11 protein-coding genes and 1 pseudogene are annotated in these 15,566 nt (G+C 69.3%); 5 read left to right on the top strand and 7 right to left on the bottom strand.

The window, feature by feature from the left end; all coding sequences use genetic code 11:
- Positions 1-25: 25 nt before the first annotated feature.
- The gene (locus FGW31_RS23285) at positions 26-2,104 is read right to left on the bottom strand and encodes an ATP-binding SpoIIE family protein phosphatase (RefSeq protein ID WP_142195422.1); all 2,079 of its coding nucleotides are present in this window, start codon (positions 2,102-2,104) and stop codon (positions 26-28) included.
- A gap of 267 nt (positions 2,105-2,371) precedes the next feature.
- Here FGW31_RS23285 and FGW31_RS35095 point away from each other — a divergent pair, with 267 nt between their 5' ends.
- The gene (locus FGW31_RS35095) at positions 2,372-3,253 is read left to right on the top strand and encodes a hypothetical protein (RefSeq protein WP_182674570.1); all 882 of its coding nucleotides are present in this window, start codon (positions 2,372-2,374) and stop codon (positions 3,251-3,253) included.
- Between the two features lie 48 nt (positions 3,254-3,301).
- Here the strand turns inward: FGW31_RS35095 and FGW31_RS23275 are convergent, their stop codons facing one another.
- Both FGW31_RS23275 and lepA read right to left on the bottom strand, forming a co-directional pair.
- Positions 3,302-5,176 carry an AMP-dependent synthetase/ligase gene (locus FGW31_RS23275; RefSeq protein ID WP_142195420.1) on the bottom strand — a complete coding sequence of 625 codons (1,875 nt, stop codon included), beginning with the start codon at positions 5,174-5,176 and terminating at the stop codon, positions 3,302-3,304.
- Between the two features lie 244 nt (positions 5,177-5,420).
- Positions 5,421-7,289, bottom strand: a complete 1,869-nt coding sequence (gene lepA / locus FGW31_RS23270; protein WP_142195419.1) for a translation elongation factor 4 — start codon at positions 7,287-7,289, stop codon at positions 5,421-5,423.
- 254 nt (positions 7,290-7,543) lie between these two features.
- Here lepA and rpsT point away from each other — a divergent pair, with 254 nt between their 5' ends.
- Positions 7,544-7,810 carry a 30S ribosomal protein S20 gene (gene rpsT, locus FGW31_RS23260; RefSeq protein ID WP_142195417.1) on the top strand — a complete coding sequence of 89 codons (267 nt, stop codon included), beginning with the start codon at positions 7,544-7,546 and terminating at the stop codon, positions 7,808-7,810.
- Positions 7,811-7,995: 185 nt separating this feature from the next.
- Here the strand turns inward: rpsT and FGW31_RS23255 are convergent, their stop codons facing one another.
- The 4 genes and pseudogenes from FGW31_RS23255 to FGW31_RS23240 form a co-directional block, all read right to left on the bottom strand.
- Positions 7,996-8,391, bottom strand: a complete 396-nt coding sequence (locus FGW31_RS23255; protein ID WP_142195416.1) for a nuclear transport factor 2 family protein — start codon at positions 8,389-8,391, stop codon at positions 7,996-7,998.
- Positions 8,392-8,494: 103 nt separating this feature from the next.
- A complete protein-coding gene (gene holA, locus FGW31_RS23250) occupies positions 8,495-9,484 on the bottom strand; it encodes a DNA polymerase III subunit delta (RefSeq protein ID WP_182674568.1) in 990 nt (329 codons plus the stop codon).
- Positions 9,485-9,539: 55 nt separating this feature from the next.
- Positions 9,540-9,785 carry a hypothetical protein gene (locus FGW31_RS23245; RefSeq protein WP_142195414.1) on the bottom strand — a complete coding sequence of 82 codons (246 nt, stop codon included), beginning with the start codon at positions 9,783-9,785 and terminating at the stop codon, positions 9,540-9,542.
- Between the two features lie 667 nt (positions 9,786-10,452).
- Positions 10,453-11,337 (bottom strand): annotated as a pseudogene (locus FGW31_RS23240) (ComEC/Rec2 family competence protein); the annotation flags it as partial.
- A 170-nt stretch (positions 11,338-11,507) separates the two neighbouring features.
- On the opposite strand from FGW31_RS23240, the gene FGW31_RS23235 reads away from it, so the two are divergent.
- From FGW31_RS23235 to FGW31_RS23225, 3 genes are all read left to right on the top strand, one after another.
- A complete protein-coding gene (locus tag FGW31_RS23235) occupies positions 11,508-12,851 on the top strand; it encodes a hypothetical protein (protein ID WP_142195413.1) in 1,344 nt (447 codons plus the stop codon).
- A complete protein-coding gene (locus FGW31_RS23230; RefSeq protein ID WP_142195412.1) occupies positions 12,817-14,058 on the top strand; it encodes a DNA-binding response regulator in 1,242 nt (413 codons plus the stop codon). Before FGW31_RS23235 ends, FGW31_RS23230 begins: the two co-directional genes overlap by 35 nt.
- A gap of 516 nt (positions 14,059-14,574) precedes the next feature.
- On the top strand, positions 14,575-15,360 hold the full coding sequence (locus FGW31_RS23225) for a hypothetical protein (RefSeq protein WP_142195411.1): 786 nt from the start codon (positions 14,575-14,577) through the stop codon (positions 15,358-15,360).
- Positions 15,361-15,566 lie beyond the last annotated feature (206 nt).

The raw sequence follows: 15,566 nt of genomic DNA, 5'->3' as shown, positions 1-15,566 counted from the left end.
GCTCCATTGTCCCGCACCCACCGCGTCACTCCGCCTGGAGCACCAGGAGGGCCAGGTCGTCGGCGGGCGGCCGGGCCCCGAACTCGTGCACGAGCTGCGTGATGCGCTCCGCTATCGACCCGGCGTCCATCCCCGCGCACCCGGCCAGGGCCGCGGCGAGCCCGTCCCCGTCGTCGAACTGGCGGGACCCGGAGCGCCGCTCGGTGACCCCGTCGGTGACGCACAGCAGGGTGTCGCCGGAGTACATCTCGAAGGTGTCGCTGGTGTACGTGGCGTCCTCGACGACGCCGAGCAGCGTCTGCGGCTGCGCGACCGTACGGACGGTGCCGTCGGGGGCGAGCAGCAGGGGCAGGGGGTGGCCGGCGGAGGCGAGGGTGCAGCGGACGCCGCCCCGGAAGGGCACCAGTTCGCCGTAGAGGAGGGACAGGAAGCGGGTCTGGGGGCCGTCTCCGGGGGCGGTGGGGCGCGCGCCGGCGGCCACCAGGGCGCGGGCGGCGGCGTCCGCGGCCTCCGTGGCGTCGTCGAGGAGGAGCTGGTTGAGGCGGTCCAGGACGTCGGCGACGCGGTAGCCCTCCCGGGCGAGCAGCCGCAGCCAGGGCCGGGCCAGCCCGATGACGACGGCGGCCTCCGGGCCCTTGCCCTGGACGTCGCCGACGGCGAAGCACCAGCGGTCCTGTCCGGCGGGGAAGAGGTCGTAGAAGTCGCCGCTCGGCCCGCCCTTGTCGCAGGGTTCGTGGACCAGGGCGCTGCGCACGCCGGGGATCTCGGCGACGGCGCCGGGCAGCAGCCCGCGCTGGAGGACGGCGCTGATGGTGGCCTGGCGGGAGTACTGCCGGGCCGCGCCGATGGCGAGCGCGACCCGCCGGCCGAGGTCCTCCACGAGGCCGGTGATCTCGTCGGGGAACCGGTCGATCCCGGCCCGTCCGATCACCAGCGTCCCGAGCGGCCGCCCGCCGGCGACGAGCCGGTAGGCGAGGGCGGACCCGGAGGCGGTGGGCGCCGGGGTGGTGGCGGTGGGGTCGGTGGTGGGTGGGGTGGCCGGTAACGCGTCGTCGGGCGGGGTGTCGAGTGCCTCGGCGGGCCAGGGGTAGGGCGCGGGGCCGGGGCTCAGCGGGTCGCCGGGGTGGGGCGGGTTCCGCTCCAGGGCGCGGCTCAGGTCCTCGATGCGGTCCTCGCCTGCGTGCCAGACCCGGGCCAGGCGCGGGCCGCCCGCCCGGGTCCCCTCGCCCCAGCCGCCGTGGCCGGTGCTCTCGTCCTCCAGCCACACCGCGCACCAGTCGGCCAGCCGCGGCACGATCAGCTGCCCGGTGAGGGAGGCGACCAGGTCCTCGTCCAGCTGGCCGGCGAGCAGGTCGGACGCCTCGGCGAGGAAGGACAGGGCGCCGCGTCCCAGCCAGGTCGCGTCCCGCCCGGGACGTCGGGCGAGCCAGTCGTCGCCGTACGAGCCGCCCCGCCAGGTGTCCCGGGTGCCGGGCCCCTCGCGGTGGCCGGCCGGGCCCCGGGGCAGCAGCGGGTCCAGCGGGTCGGGCGCGAGGATCTCCGCCATCCTCAGGTCCCGCGCCGACGCCCGCTCCCCCGCGTACGTCTCCCGTTGGTCGTCCACCGCGCACACTCCGGTGCCCAGCCGTGCCCACACGGTCTTCGTGCCCGGGCGGTAGGTGATCCCCCAGGCCTCGGCGAGCGCGGCGACCAGGCGCAGGCCCCGCCCGTACTCGGGGGTGTCGTGGCCCGGGGTGTCGGGCTCGCTGTCGCGCGGGGCGCGGGAGGGGTGCCGGTCGGTGACCTCGACGACGAGCGCGCCGGTCTCCTCCTCCAGCCGGCACGCCAGGCGCACCTCGGTGCCGGCGTGCACGACGGCGTTGGTGACCAGTTCACTGGCGACGAGCAGGGCGTCCTCGCCGGCGCGGCCGGTGAGCCGGTCGGCGCCGGGCAGGTCGACGCCGGGCAGGTCGAGGCGCGCCCACTCGCCGAGCGCCTTGCGCAGCAGCGCCCGCGCGGAACCCGGTGCCAGGGGACTTCCTGGCAGCGTCGCTTCCACCCGCGCGCACCCCTGCGCGCCGGAGGCGCACGAAGCGTTCTCCCGTTGGGTCGGAATGGCCCTCATGGGCAGCTCCCCGGGCAGTTCGTACGAATAGAACCTCGATCGACGCCCACAGGGTGACAGACAGACCCCGCTCATAAGCGCCGAGTTACCGAAGTGGGCCGCCACGGGTGAGAACAGCGCTCCCAGCGCGGTCAGGAACGGACAAAAAGGTGACCTACTTCGAGCAGTGACGGAACACGGGTCACGGGTCCGCGCCTCGGGGTCGTCCACCCGGACGACTGCAACGCGCTCCGGTGCACGCCCGACGGGCTCCTGGTGCCGCGTACGGTGCCCGCGGGGATCGACCGGGGCGGGAACATCGGCGCCGCGCGCTCGGTGGACATCGACGTCACCGACACCGGCGGCGAGAACTGTCCCGACACCTGGACCATCGGCGCCCGGCTCACTCCCGTCTACGGGCAGGCCGCCGGCCAGAACCGTTCGCTGCCCGTCAACGGCGAGTGGACCCCCACCGACTGCGTGGCGACGCTGCCGGAGCCGGGCGTGTACCAGGTCACGGCCATGGCCGTGGGGCAGACCTGCGCCATCGCCCGGTACAGCACCAACGTGTGGATCTCGTTCGGCCTCCAGCGCGACGACGACACGGTCCCGACCGCCTACGGCGTGGTCCAGCACCAGTACGGCTTCCCGGCCGCCGGCAACGGCTACCAGGCGTGCCACGTCGGCCAGGGCACCCTCACGCGCAACGTCGTCGTCGGCGACCGGGCCACGCTCCGCGTGGTGGCCGCCGCCTACGGCCGCGTGGCCGAGAACAGCACGGTGCAACGCGCCGAGGTGCGCGCGCCCCGCATCTCGTGGCACAAGATCTCCGACCAGGGCGACGCGGAGAACGCGGATGAGCGGCGAAAACGTCACCGGCGCGGGACCGTCGCCCGGTCCTCGCGCACGCTACTTCGCCAGGGAGGGCGAGGGCGTCCAGGTCGTGTACAACCTGCGCGACGCCGGCGCGTACCGGGCGCTGGGGTACGAGGAGACGGACGAGGCGACGTACCGGGCGAGCCTGCCGGACGGAGCCGACGGGCCCTGCCTGGAGCACGTCACCGACCGGGAAGGAGGGCAGTCCCCCTCATGACGTCCTCGTTCGCGAGGATCCGGCACGGCAGCGACGCACACCGGCGGTGCCACCCCCGAGCGGGGCGGGATCCGTGACCGACCAGGTCCGGGATCCCGCCCCGCTCACTCGTCACTCCGTGACGGTCACGCCTCGCGGGTGCCCTCGTACATCTCGTCGATGAGGTGCTTGTACTCGCGCTCCACCACCGGCCGCTTCAGCTTCAGGCTCGGGGTGATCTCGCCGTGCTCGACGTCGAGGTCGCGCGGCAGCAGGCGGAACTTCTTGATCGTCTGCCAGCGCTGCAGGCCCTCGTTGAGCTGCTTGACGTAGCCGTCGACCATCTCGACCGTGGCGGGCGCGGCGACGATCTCCGCGTACGGCTTGCCCTCCATGCCGTTCTCCGCCGCCCACGTGGTGATCGCGGCCTCGTCGAGAGCGATGAGGGCGGTGCAGTAGTTCCGGTCGGCGCCGTGCACCAGGATGTTGGAGACGTACGGGCACACGGCCTTGAACTGGCCCTCGACCTCGGCGGGCGCGATGTACTTGCCGCCGGAGGTCTTGATCAGGTCCTTCTTGCGGTCGGTGATGCGCAGGTAGCCGTCGGGCGAGAGCTCACCGATGTCGCCGGTGTGGAACCAGCCGTCGGCCTCCAGCACCTCGGCGGTCTTCTCCGGCAGGTTGTGGTAGCCCTGCATGATGCCGGGGCCGCGCAGCAGGATCTCGCCGTCGTCGGCGATGCGCACCTCGGTGCCGGGCAGCGGCTTGCCGACCGTGCCGGTGCGGTAGGCCTCGCCGGGGTTGACGAAGGAGGCCGCGGAGGACTCGGTGAGGCCGTAGCCCTCCAGGATGTGGATGCCGGCGCCGGAGAAGAAGTAGCCGATCTCGGGGGCGAGGGCCGCCGAGCCGGAGACGCAGGCGCGCAGGTTGCCGCCGAACGCCTCGCGGATCTTGGCGTAGACGAGGGCGTCGGCGACCTTGTGCTTGGCGCCGAGGCCGAAGGGGACGCTCGCGGTGCCGGTGCGGCGGAAGTTGTCCTGGGCGACCTTGGCGTACTCGCGGGCGACACCGGCGGCCCACTGGAAGATCTTGTACTTGGCGCCGCCTCCGGCCTTCGCCTTGGCGGCGACGCCGTTGTAGACCTTCTCGAAGATGCGGGGCACGGCCGCCATGTACGTCGGCCGGACCACGGGCAGGTTCTCGATGATCTTGTCGACGCGGCCGTCGACGGCGGTGACGTGACCGACCTCGATCTGCCCGGAGGTGAGCACCTTGCCGAAGACGTGCGCGAGCGGCAGCCACAGGTACTGCACGTCCTCGCCGCTGACCAGCCCGGTCGCCGCGATCGCCTTGGCCATGTACGCCCAGCAGTCGTGCGGCAGACGCACACCCTTGGGGCGGCCGGTGGTGCCGGAGGTGTAGATCAGGGTGGCGAGCTGGTCCTTGGTGATCGCGGCGACCCGCTCCTTGATCAGCCCGGGCTCCTCGGCCAGCCGGGCCGCGCCCCGCCGCTCCAGCTCGGCCAGGCTGATCACCCAGTCGTCGGTCTCGACGCCGGCCGGGTCGACGACCACGACACGGGTGAGCTCCGGCAGTTCGGCGCGCCGCTCCACCGCCTTGGCCACCTGCTCGGCGTTCTCCGCGACGAGCACCCGGCTCTGGGAGTCGGACAGGATGTACGCCGACTCGTCGGCGTTGGTCTGCGGGTAGACCGTGGTGGTCGCGGCGCCCGCGCAGAGGATGCCGAGGTCGACGAGGATCCACTCGACCCGGGTGGCGGAGGCGAGCGCCACCCGCTCCTCCGGGCGCACGCCGAGCTCGATCAGTCCGGCCGCGATGGCCTGCACCCGCTCGGCGGCCTGCGCCCAGGTCAGCGACTTCCAGCCGTCCGGTCCCTCACCGGAGGCCGGCGGCACGGGGAAACGGTACGCCTCGGCGTCCGGTGTGGCCGCCACACGCTCCAGGAAGAGGGTCGCCACGCTCGGCGGACGGTTCTCGATCAAAGTCTGTGTGTCGCTCACGACATCCTCCGGGACCCGCGACGGTGCGGCTGGCTCAGTGCGGCTGGTTTTCCTCGCTCGTTGTTTAACTCACGAGTAACTATCGAGCACGGACAGAGTAAGGGTCGATCGCCCAGGACGTAAGGGGCCACGGCCTGTCACTTCGTACAGACGACTACCCATTCCACGCGCGGGGCCCGCCGCACACGAGTGCGACGGGCCCCTGTTCCGCCCGGTTTGCGGAGTGACCCGCAGTAACGTCCGGTTACTTCTTGCTCTTGGCCGATCCCGCGCCGTCATCGCTCGACAGGACGGCGATGAACGCCTCCTGCGGAACTTCCACGGAACCCACCATCTTCATCCGCTTCTTGCCTTCCTTCTGCTTCTCCAGCAGCTTCCGCTTACGGGAGATGTCACCGCCGTAGCACTTGGCGAGGACGTCCTTGCGGATGGCGCGGATGGTCTCGCGGGCGATGACCCGGGAGCCGATGGCGGCCTGCACCGGCACCTCGAAGGCCTGCCGCGGGATCAGCTCCTTGAGCTTGGCGACGAGCCGCACGCCGTACGCGTACGCCTGGTCCTTGTGGGTGATCGCGGAGAACGCGTCCACCTTGTCGCCGTGCAGCAGGATGTCGACCTTGACCAGGCTGGAGGTCTGCTCGCCGGTGGGCTCGTAGTCGAGGGAGGCGTAGCCGCGGGTCTTGGACTTCAGCTGGTCGAAGAAGTCGAAGACGATCTCGGCGAGCGGCAGGGTGTAACGGATCTCCACCCGGTCCTCGGAGAGGTAGTCCATGCCGAGCAGGACACCGCGCCGCGTCTGGCACAGCTCCATGATCGAGCCGATGAACTCGCTGGGCGCCAGGATGGTGGCGCGCACGACCGGCTCGTACACCTCGCCGATCTTCCCCTCGGGGAACTCGCTCGGGTTGGTGACGGTGTGCTCGCTGCCGTCCTCCATGACCACGCGGTAGACCACGTTCGGCGCGGTCGCGATCAGGTCGAGCCCGAACTCGCGCTCCAGGCGCTCGCGGATCACGTCGAGGTGCAGCAGGCCGAGGAAGCCGACGCGGAAACCGAAGCCGAGCGCGGCGGACGTCTCCGGCTCGTAGACCAGCGCGGCGTCGTTGAGCTGGAGCTTGTCGAGGGCCTCGCGCAGCTCCGGGTAGTCCGAGCCGTCCAGCGGGTAGAGGCCGGAGAACACCATGGGCTTGGGGTCCTTGTAACCGCCGAGCGGCTCCTCGGCACCCTTGTGCTGGCTGGTGACGGTGTCACCGACCTTGGACTGGCGGACGTCCTTCACACCGGTGATGAGATAGCCCACCTCGCCGACGCCGAGGCCGTCGGCGGGCAGCATCTCCGGCGAGTTGGTGCCGATCTCCAGCAGCTCGTGCGTGGCGCCGGTGGACATCATCCGGATCCGCTCGCGCTTGTTGAGCTGGCCGTCGATGACACGGACGTACGTCACGACACCGCGGTAGGAGTCGTAGACCGAGTCGAAGATCATCGCGCGGGCCGGGGCGTCCTTGACGCCGACCGGGGCGGGGATGTCGGCGACCACCTTGTCCAGCAGCGCCTCGACGCCGAGACCGGTCTTCGCGGACACCTTGAGCACGTCGTCGGGGTCGCAGCCGACCAGGTTCGCCAGTTCCTCGGCGAACTTCTCCGGCTGCGCGGCCGGCAGGTCGATCTTGTTGAGCACCGGGATGATCGTGAGGTCGTTCTCCATCGCCAGGTACAGGTTGGCGAGGGTCTGCGCCTCGATGCCCTGGGCGGCGTCGACCAGCAGGATCGTGCCCTCGCACGCGGCGAGCGACCGCGAGACCTCGTAGGTGAAGTCGACGTGCCCGGGCGTGTCGATCATGTTGAGGATGTGCGTGTTGCCCTTGTCGTGGGTCGGGGCCCACGGCAATCGCACCGCCTGGGACTTGATCGTGATGCCGCGCTCGCGCTCGATGTCCATGCGGTCGAGGTACTGAGCGCGCATCTGCCGCTGCTCGACCACCCCGGTCAGCTGGAGCATCCGGTCGGCGAGCGTGGACTTGCCGTGGTCGATGTGCGCGATGATGCAGAAATTGCGGATCAGCGCCGGGTCGGTACGGCTCGGCTCGGGCACATGGCTAGGGATCGCGGGCACGCAGGGTCCTGATTCTTGAGGCGTCCGCATACGTGTGCTTGTGCGTCTGCGGTCTCGGGTCGGATCGATACGTAGCTTCCATGGTCCCACGGGTGGCGACCGGGGACGGGTTTGGGCCGCGGAATGGCCCGCTGGTAGTGTGGGGGGCTGTGTCTCATGCCCTCTCAGCGCGAGGCACACCCCCAAGAAAATCACCCGGCGCGGGATCCGTGCGGCCTCGTACGGCCCGTGCCAGAACCTGAAAAGGCTCATTCGTGGCGAACATCAAGTCCCAGATCAAGCGGAACAAGACCAACGAGAAGGCCCGGCTGCGCAACAAGGCCGTCAAGTCCTCTCTGAAGACCGCGATCCGCAAGGCCCGTGAGGCCGCCGCCGCGGGTGACGCCGAGAAGGCCACCGAGTACCAGCGCGCTGCCGCGCGTCTGCTCGACAAGGCCGTCTCCAAGGGCGTCATCCACAAGAACCAGGCCGCCAACAAGAAGTCGGCGCTGGCTCAGAAGGTCGCGGCCGTCAAGGGCTGAACAACCCTGTGATCTGATCGCCGGCAGGACTCCGGGCGGGCCCTCTCTCATCCGCCCCCGGCCGGCACCCCGAGTTCGTACGCGGCCTGCGTTCGCCACGCGGGTACGGGCTCACCGGTTTCATCCGAAGGCCCCGCCCTCACACCCTTCCCCGGGGTGGTGGGCGGGGCCTTCGGCATGGTCGTCTAGGACCAGAAGTCGTTCATCGCGTCGATGTCCGCGACGCACTCGTCCAGGTCCGTCATCTTGTCCCCGACGATCCGGAAGACGATGCCTCCGTCCTCGTCCAGGTGCTTGCCGTGCCGGTCGGCCGTGAGGTGGTGCAGGGTCACCGCGTGCCCCCGGCCGTCGACCAGGACCTGCCGCAACTCGACGGCGAACGTCCCGCCGGTCTCCTCACCGAGCCGCCGGTACATGTCGAGGATCGCGTCCTGGCCCTTGTAGTCGCCGGACAGGACGCCGGTCCCCGGCACATGATGTGTGGCATCCGCCGCCAGCATCGCACGCAGGGTCTCCATGTCCCCGCGTACGAAGGCGTCGTAGCCCTTGCGGACCAGCTGTGCGTTCGGGTGTTCAGCCATCACGCTCGCCACCTCTCCGTGCCTGGGCGACCTACGGCTGACACACCCGATTCTCCTCCTCGGGGCGGCCAGGGCGACTCGATCACCGACCTCGCGGCGAGGGCTACGCCCGTCCCCTCGACCGCGCCGCCCGTGCGATGGTGACGACCGCCTTCTCCAGGGCGTACTCCGGGTCGTCCCCGCCGCCCTTCACTCCCGCGTCCGCCTCGGCGACCGCGCGCAGCGCGACGGCCACGCCGTCCGGGGTCCAGCCGCGCATCTGCTGCCGCACCCGGTCGATCTTCCACGGCGGCATGCCCAGCTCGCGGGCGAGATCGGCGGGACGGCCGCCGCGCGCCGACGACAGCTTGCCGATCGCCCGCACGCCCTGGGCCAGCGCGCTGGTGATCAGCACCGGCGCCACCCCGGTCGACAGCGACCAGCGCAGGGCCTCCAGGGCCTCGGCCGCGCGTCCCTCGACGGCACGGTCGGCGACGGTGAAGCTCGACGCCTCGGCCCTGCCGGTGTAGTAGCGGCCGACGACGGCCTCGTCGATGGTGCCCTCGACGTCCGCGACCAGCTGGGTCACCGCCGAGGCCAGCTCCCGCAGATCACTGCCGATGGCGTCGACCAGCGCCTGGCACGCCTCGGGTGTGGCCGATCTGCCGACGGCCCGGAACTCGCTCCGCACGAAGGCCAGTCGGTCCGCCGGCTTGGTCATCTTCGGGCAGGCGACCTCCCGCGCGCCGGCCTTGCGCGCCGCGTCGAGCAGCCCCTTGCCCTTGGCGCCGCCCGCGTGCAGCAGCACCAGCGTGATCTCCTCGGCGGGCGCCCCGAGATACGCCTTCACGTCCTTGACGGTGTCGGCGGACAGATCCTGCGCGTTGCGCACGACCACGACCTTGCGCTCGGCGAAGAGCGACGGGCTGGTCAGCTCGGCGAGGGTGCCCGGCTGGAGCTGGTCGGGCGTCAGGTCGCGCACGTCCGTGTCGGCGTCGGAGGCCCGCGCGGCGGCCACCACCTCCTGCACGGCGCGGTCGAGCAGCAGGTCCTCCTGGCCCACGGCGAGCGTCACCGGGGCGAGAGGGTCGTCGGATGCGGTCTTCCTGGCCATCGCGACAAGCATCGCACGCGCCACCGACAACGCCGCCGCCCGGCCGCGACCTCCCCTACGGCTCCTCGCGCCAGCCGTCCCACCGGGCCGCGAACTCGTCCAGCTCGCCGGGGTCCAGCCGTTCCTCCTCGTCCCGCAGGACGACGAGCCACTGGGCGTCCTCGGCGTCGTCCTCGCCGGCCAACGCGTCACGGACGACGTGCGGTTCCTCCGCGAGCGCGAACCGTTCCCCGAGCGCCTCCGCGGCCTCTTCCGCGGCCTCGCGGTCGGGCAGCACGAGCAGATGTCTGACGTCACTCACGCCGGCCATTGTCCGGTAACCACGGACGGACGGGGGACGCGGGTGGGGGCCGGGGAGCCGGCGCGGGGGGAAGGGCTTCGGGGCGGCCCCGGCAGGGGCTTCGGGGCGGCCCCGGCAAGGGCTGGGGCCGCCGCGGCTGAGGGCGGCCGGGGCAGGCGTCGGGAGGGGGGCGGCTCGGAGGGGGGCGGCTCGGAGGAGGGCTCGGCTCGGAGGAGGGCTCGGCTCGCAGGGGGCGGTCGGATCGGAGGGGCGGTCGGATCGGAGGAGGGCTCGGCTCGCAGGGGGGCTCGGCTCGAAGGGGGGCTCGGCTCGAAGGGGGGCTCGGCTCGAAGGGGGCGGTCGTCAACGAGGGGCGCCCGGCAAGGAGGCGCTCGGTAAGGAGGCGCCCGGCTAGGAAGGGCGCTCGGATCGGAGGGGCGCCCGGCAGGGAGGCGCCCGGATCGGGAGGCGCCGAGGCGGGCGGGGCGGCACCGCGGGTGCCCTGGGTTGCTGCTGGCCGGTGGCCGGATCGGGAGGCGCTCGGCACGGAGGACGCTCGGCAAAGAGGGCACCGGCTCGAATGGGCGCCCGGACCGGATGGGCGCCCGGACCGGAAGGACGCCCGGACCAGAAGGACGCCCGGACTGGAAGGGCGCCCGGACCGGAGGGGCGCTCGGGGCCGTGTCCCTCAGCGCCGGGTCACCCGCAGGTCCTCGCCCTCCTTGCCTTCCTCCCTCCCGCCCGTCACCGCCAGCGCCCCGTCCCGGTCCGTGCGCAGGACCGTCGCGCCGCCGGCGCGCAGCGCGGCGACCGTGCCCGGGGCCGGATGCCCGTACGTGTTGTCCTCCCCCGTGCTGATCAACGCCAGCCGTGGCGACGCCCTGCGCATGAGGTCCGGGTCCTGGTGGGCCGAGCCGTGGTGGGCGACCTTCAGGACGTCCACGCCCGCCAACCGTGGGCCCGCCGGTGACCGCGCCAGGGCCCGCTGGGCCGGGGGCTCCAGGTCGCCGAGCAGCAGCAGGCGCAGGCCTGCCGTGCGGACCAGCATCGCCACGCTGGCGTCGTTGGGGCCCTCGGGGACGGGGCCCAGCGGCAGCGGGGCGGCGAGGTACGGGCCCGGTCGGCCGTGCCGACCGGGAGGGCCCGGTGAGCCTGGTGAGCCCGGTGAGCCCGGTGAGCCCGGTGAACCAGATGGGCCAGGTGGGCCGGGTGGGCTGCTCGGGGGCGGCCAGACCACCTCCCAGGACAGCGGTCCCGCGCGCCGCACCTCGCCGGCGACCGCCCGCGTCACCGGGATCCGCCGGGCGGCCGCGAGCCGACGTACGAACGCGGCCTGGTCCGCGGGCTCCTCGAAGGCCGTGGTCTCGACGGCACCCACCGCACGGCCGCGCAGTACGCCGGGCAGCCCCGCCACGTGGTCGGCGTGGAAGTGGGTCAGGACGACGAGAGGCACTTCGGTGATGCCCAGGGAGTGCAGGCAGCGGTCCACCAGCGCCGGGTCCGGGCCGGCGTCCACGACCACACCGGTGCCCTCCCCCGCCGCCAGCACCATCGCGTCGCCCTGGCCCACGTCTTCCCTGTCAAGTTCAACGTGTCGAAGCCGGACTTGCCGAACGATGGGACCTCGCGCCTGACCAGTCGGGCTTCCCTGGCCTGCTCGACGGGGGCTTCAGATGTAACCAAGTGTCACCAGCCATATGGCTTATGATGACAAGTCACATTGGTGATCTAGGGACAGGTGCCATGGTGGGGACTGGCCAGGACGGTGCCGACGCCGCTGAGCGTCGACTTGGAAGAGCCGTCATTTTTCTTCTGCAGCAGGCACCGATGGTGACGAACAACGTCATCCGAGCCGATATTGCAACATTGCTCCGTGCCGGTCAGGCCATGGATTTCGCGTCGCGCCTTCACGGATTCAGCAGGGTATCCAGCCCTGATCTCATTCGGCAATTTGCAAGGCAGGCCGGCATCGCCGATATGGATCTGGTCTCGCAGATCCTTCCGGTCCTCAAGCAGGCAGACGTCATCGACTACGCACTGGACTCTGATGGCACCATCGCGCATGTGGAGGAGTTCATTGGAGTCTCAGGAACCGTTATCCAGCAGGCATTCAAGGTCTTGGGAATTCTGGGTCCCTCCGAGAACGAGCTTGCACTCCTTCACAGCATTGAGATCGCTTCTTGGGCCCCGCTCACCAAGACCCAACATCTTGATCAGATCGTCAGACGAGGGATCGTCGACGACGCGGCCGCGAAGGGACTGGGCTACTCTCTCGCAACTTCGGTTAATCGCCGGGTATTTTCGAGTGATTTGAACGAAGATGTCGTCTTCAACCCGAACGTCTGGGGAACCGGTCAGGTCCAGATCGCGTCCTTCCTCCAGTCCCTTCCTCCGAACGAACGGGATGCCCTGCTCGCCATCTGCGAGAAAGCAACTGCTCGCCCTGGTTCCACTCTGGATGTCATGGGGGGTAATCCGGCCATCATTCGGAGTGCGCGCAAGGTCGGCCTGATCCAGGCCGCAACTGTGAAATCAAGTGCCCATGGTCAGCCTCTTTCACAGACCTACGTCTTCTCCCCGTTGGTTCAAACCGCGGATGATCAGTCGACCACGACAGAGGCACTGCACCTGCGTAAGCTCTTCCTCGCTCACATCCTCTTCGGACAGGAAAAGGCTCGACTCGGCCTAGGGAGGATCAATGATCCGGTCGTCCTCGTCTCAAAACTCGTGAACTCCGGGTCCGTCGGTCCGGCCACCAATATCGGAACGGACTATCACCTGCTGGAGTCCGCTGGAGTCGTGCGAGTCGAGGAGCTTCCCAACGGGAGAGCCTTCCTGAAGTTGATCAAGGAGGAAATCGTTCGGGATGGTCTCGACTGGCTCCAGGCAAGCGTCGGCAATATTCCCGGCAGCGGCTCCTCTTCGTTGAAGATGGAAAACATCCCCGGCTCGTTCATGACACCGGAAGAAGACCGGTCTATGATGCCCGTCGACGCAGCCAGCGATGAGATTACGACAGCTGCAATTCTCGAACTGAGGAAGGAAGCCCAGCGTGCAGTCAGGCACGAGAGCCCGTTCGGGCGGTAGCGGGAGTCCCACCCCGAAGTCACCTTCACTCGGTGAACAGCTGGAAGCCCGGGTTGCTCAACTCTGGTTCTGGGAAGGGTTCTATGCCCGGTATGGCGTCAATCTCCAGCGCTACTACCAAGAACCGATCCTTGTCACGGATCTGGATCTTTTCGCTTTCGACTTCAGCCCTCACCTCTCCCTAATCAAATACATTGGTGAAGTCAAATCCGGGACGGGGAAGAACGCAGAAAAGCCGCTGGATAGGCTCGTATGGCTCCGCGGGCTACGTGAACTCGTTGGTGCCGATGCTGCAGAACTAACGATGGCCAAAGGTGTCACCAGCCGTATCCGTGACCTGGGCCGGAGCTTGGACGTTTCGGCCCAGAGCGTCCAGGATTTCGAGCGCAGGGAAATCAATGCCGTTGGCAAGATGGCAGATCTCGGTTCCCATGGCGTAAGTGCACTGCGCTTGGAACAAGAGGTCCGTGAAACCTGCAAGCGTGTGGCCGACCTGGAGCGAGCGTTCTGGTTCCTGCGCGGCGAAGTCCTTTTCCTTGACCATTTCCTGGCGATCAAGCAACTGATCGACTTGCTCCAAGGAATCAGCAAGTATTGGACCCCGCGGCTCCAAGACGCAGAGGCTCGCGCCGTCAGGTGGCTGGCGTCGGAAAGTGTCAGCATCCTCACTCTGAAGCTGGTTGCGGCCTCTTCGACCGCCGTCACGCTCAACAGAAATGACTGGGATGCTCTCGTTTCGGAAAGACTCGCGGAGGGCGCCGTCCCAATGCACCAGATGCGGAAGATCTCGGACTCGGTCGACAAGTTCGTCGCTGGCATCCTGTCCGCCGCGAAAGTTTCCCCTGAGATTCGCACCGAGGCGATCGGCGCTTTCCTGCCCGAGCCTCCCGACTATGCGGCCTCTCTGGCGGAACTCTGCTGGAGATTGAAAAGTGATGCTCCAGTCGCCCGTGTCCTTCCTCGCCAAATGGACATCTTCATCTTTGAGCGGCTGACTCACCAAAGATATATCGACGCCTCTGTTGTCGGACGTCTCGGTCTTCAAAGGGATACTTTTGGACGCTCACGGCGCCTGATCTCTGCCTTCCTCCGAGGTTGCGGGGCCAGTTTTGACGAACTGGAACAGGCATTGGTCGGACCTGCTATGCCCGGAGGTGGAATCACCGTCGAGGTTCATGCGGACGAGGCAGACGCTTCAGAAGCCTGATAACGCTCGGGGTGGCAGGACTCGAATTCTTCGTGCCCGCTCAGCACCTCTCCCTCTTCCAACGCGTTCTGGACACACTGCCATAAGCATGCCTCCACACCTGCCGCTGTATGCGGAGTGAACCCAGTGTTCCCCCGGCCCATATGGGCCGGGGGAACACTGGGTTCACTCGCGGGTGACCAGAAACCCCAATCCTGGGGGGCTCTGGCTTCTGGCAGGGCGGGTTCATCGTCTTGTCTCACGGCATGTCACCGATGAGGAAGTGCGCTGCCAGCTCCAGCTGGGTGCACTTCGATGGAGCCGTCGGCGTTGCACAGCGCCCGTCGGCCCGGTAGGTCCGTTCGACCGCGACGACGTCTCGTTCATCGAACTCTCCGCTGACGACGAGGACACTGTTGGCTAACTCGGCCTTGAAGTTGCTGCTGCCCGCCGAGTAGGGGATCTCAACCTCGTTGGGCGACAGCGAGGTTCACGGAACGGCCGCGGGACGTCCGGCGCCTTGGAAGACTTTTCGGCATGCGTCAGACGACTACCCAAGCCAGCGTGCAGCCGTACCCGGCGGGCACCTTGTGGACCTTCCGCTCTCTGAAGTCCAGGCACGAACAGACCGAGGAACTAGCCCTGTCGTGGCTTCCCGGGAGGAGCAGTCATCTCACCGACAGCCACCTCCCGGAGGAGACGCCGGCGACTGCCCTGTGGCAGAAGTGGCTGAAGGAGGCCAACCACTACCACGAGCAGTGGCCGGACCTGTTTCGGCCTGGCGAGGTGCACCTAGCCTGGAAAGTGATCACGGCGCCGCCCGCGACCCACGGGATCATCGAGGGGGCGCCGTACACTCGCGACGAGCGCAGGATGCGGGCCGAAACCCACACGGACGATCTGCGGGAGACCTTCCTAACCTGGTACACGCACCCGGTGCATGCCGAAAGCGGGGAGCGCCTGAACTGGCTCCGGCTGCCCGTGGCGGACCGGGGATGGAACGACGACCGGGCAGACCCGGGCGGTTTCGTCCAGGAGGCGACCGGGTGGAAGCCGTCACCGCTGCAGCTGGCCATGGACGTCGTGCAGGTGGCGCGGGGCTCCGGGCTGTGGACGGTCGACCTGGCCCTGATGAGCGGGGAACTGGACCCGGGTGAGCAGTACGACGTCGTCGGGAAGCTGACCACGGACATCGGATCAGTCGACGACGAAGAGTTCGAAGCCCTGTACGCCAAGCTCGACGCTCATCACCAGAGCGAAGTTGACGAGTCCATCGACGATTTCGCCGACAACGCCGTGGGCGACCCGAGCTGGAGGGGGTGACCAGACGGTAGGTCGCGAGCTGACCTGCGCTGAGGAAGTTTGTCTTCGCCACGCGGGTCGGCTGGCGGCGATGGCGATGCGGAGCCCGCGTACTCCGGCGGTGAGCGGCTGCTGGTCGACGAAGGCGCAGTTGGTGGGCTGGTCGAGGACTTCGCCGGGGCAGGCCCGACGGGCGTCGAGGACAGCGCGCCCGCCGTCGCCCACGC

This window comes from Streptomyces calvus (genome assembly GCF_006782915.1).
In the GTDB taxonomy this organism is placed as follows: Bacteria; Actinomycetota; Actinomycetes; order Streptomycetales; family Streptomycetaceae; genus Streptomyces; species Streptomyces calvus.
This window is presented reverse-complemented; position numbering and strand designations above follow the sequence as displayed.

Excerpts from the sequence above, each read along its gene's own strand:
- FGW31_RS23285 (WP_142195422.1), bottom strand. The coding sequence starts at position 2,104 with ATGAGGGCCATTCCGACCCAACGGGAGAACGCTTCGTGCGCCTCCGGC.
- FGW31_RS23255 (WP_142195416.1), bottom strand. The coding sequence starts at position 8,391 with ATGGCTGAACACCCGAACGCACAGCTGGTCCGCAAGGGCTACGACGCC.
- FGW31_RS23235 (WP_142195413.1), top strand. The coding sequence starts at position 11,508 with ATGGTGGGGACTGGCCAGGACGGTGCCGACGCCGCTGAGCGTCGACTT.
- holA (WP_182674568.1), bottom strand. The coding sequence starts at position 9,484 with ATGGCCAGGAAGACCGCATCCGACGACCCTCTCGCCCCGGTGACGCTC.
- FGW31_RS23225 (WP_142195411.1), top strand. The coding sequence starts at position 14,575 with ATGCGTCAGACGACTACCCAAGCCAGCGTGCAGCCGTACCCGGCGGGC.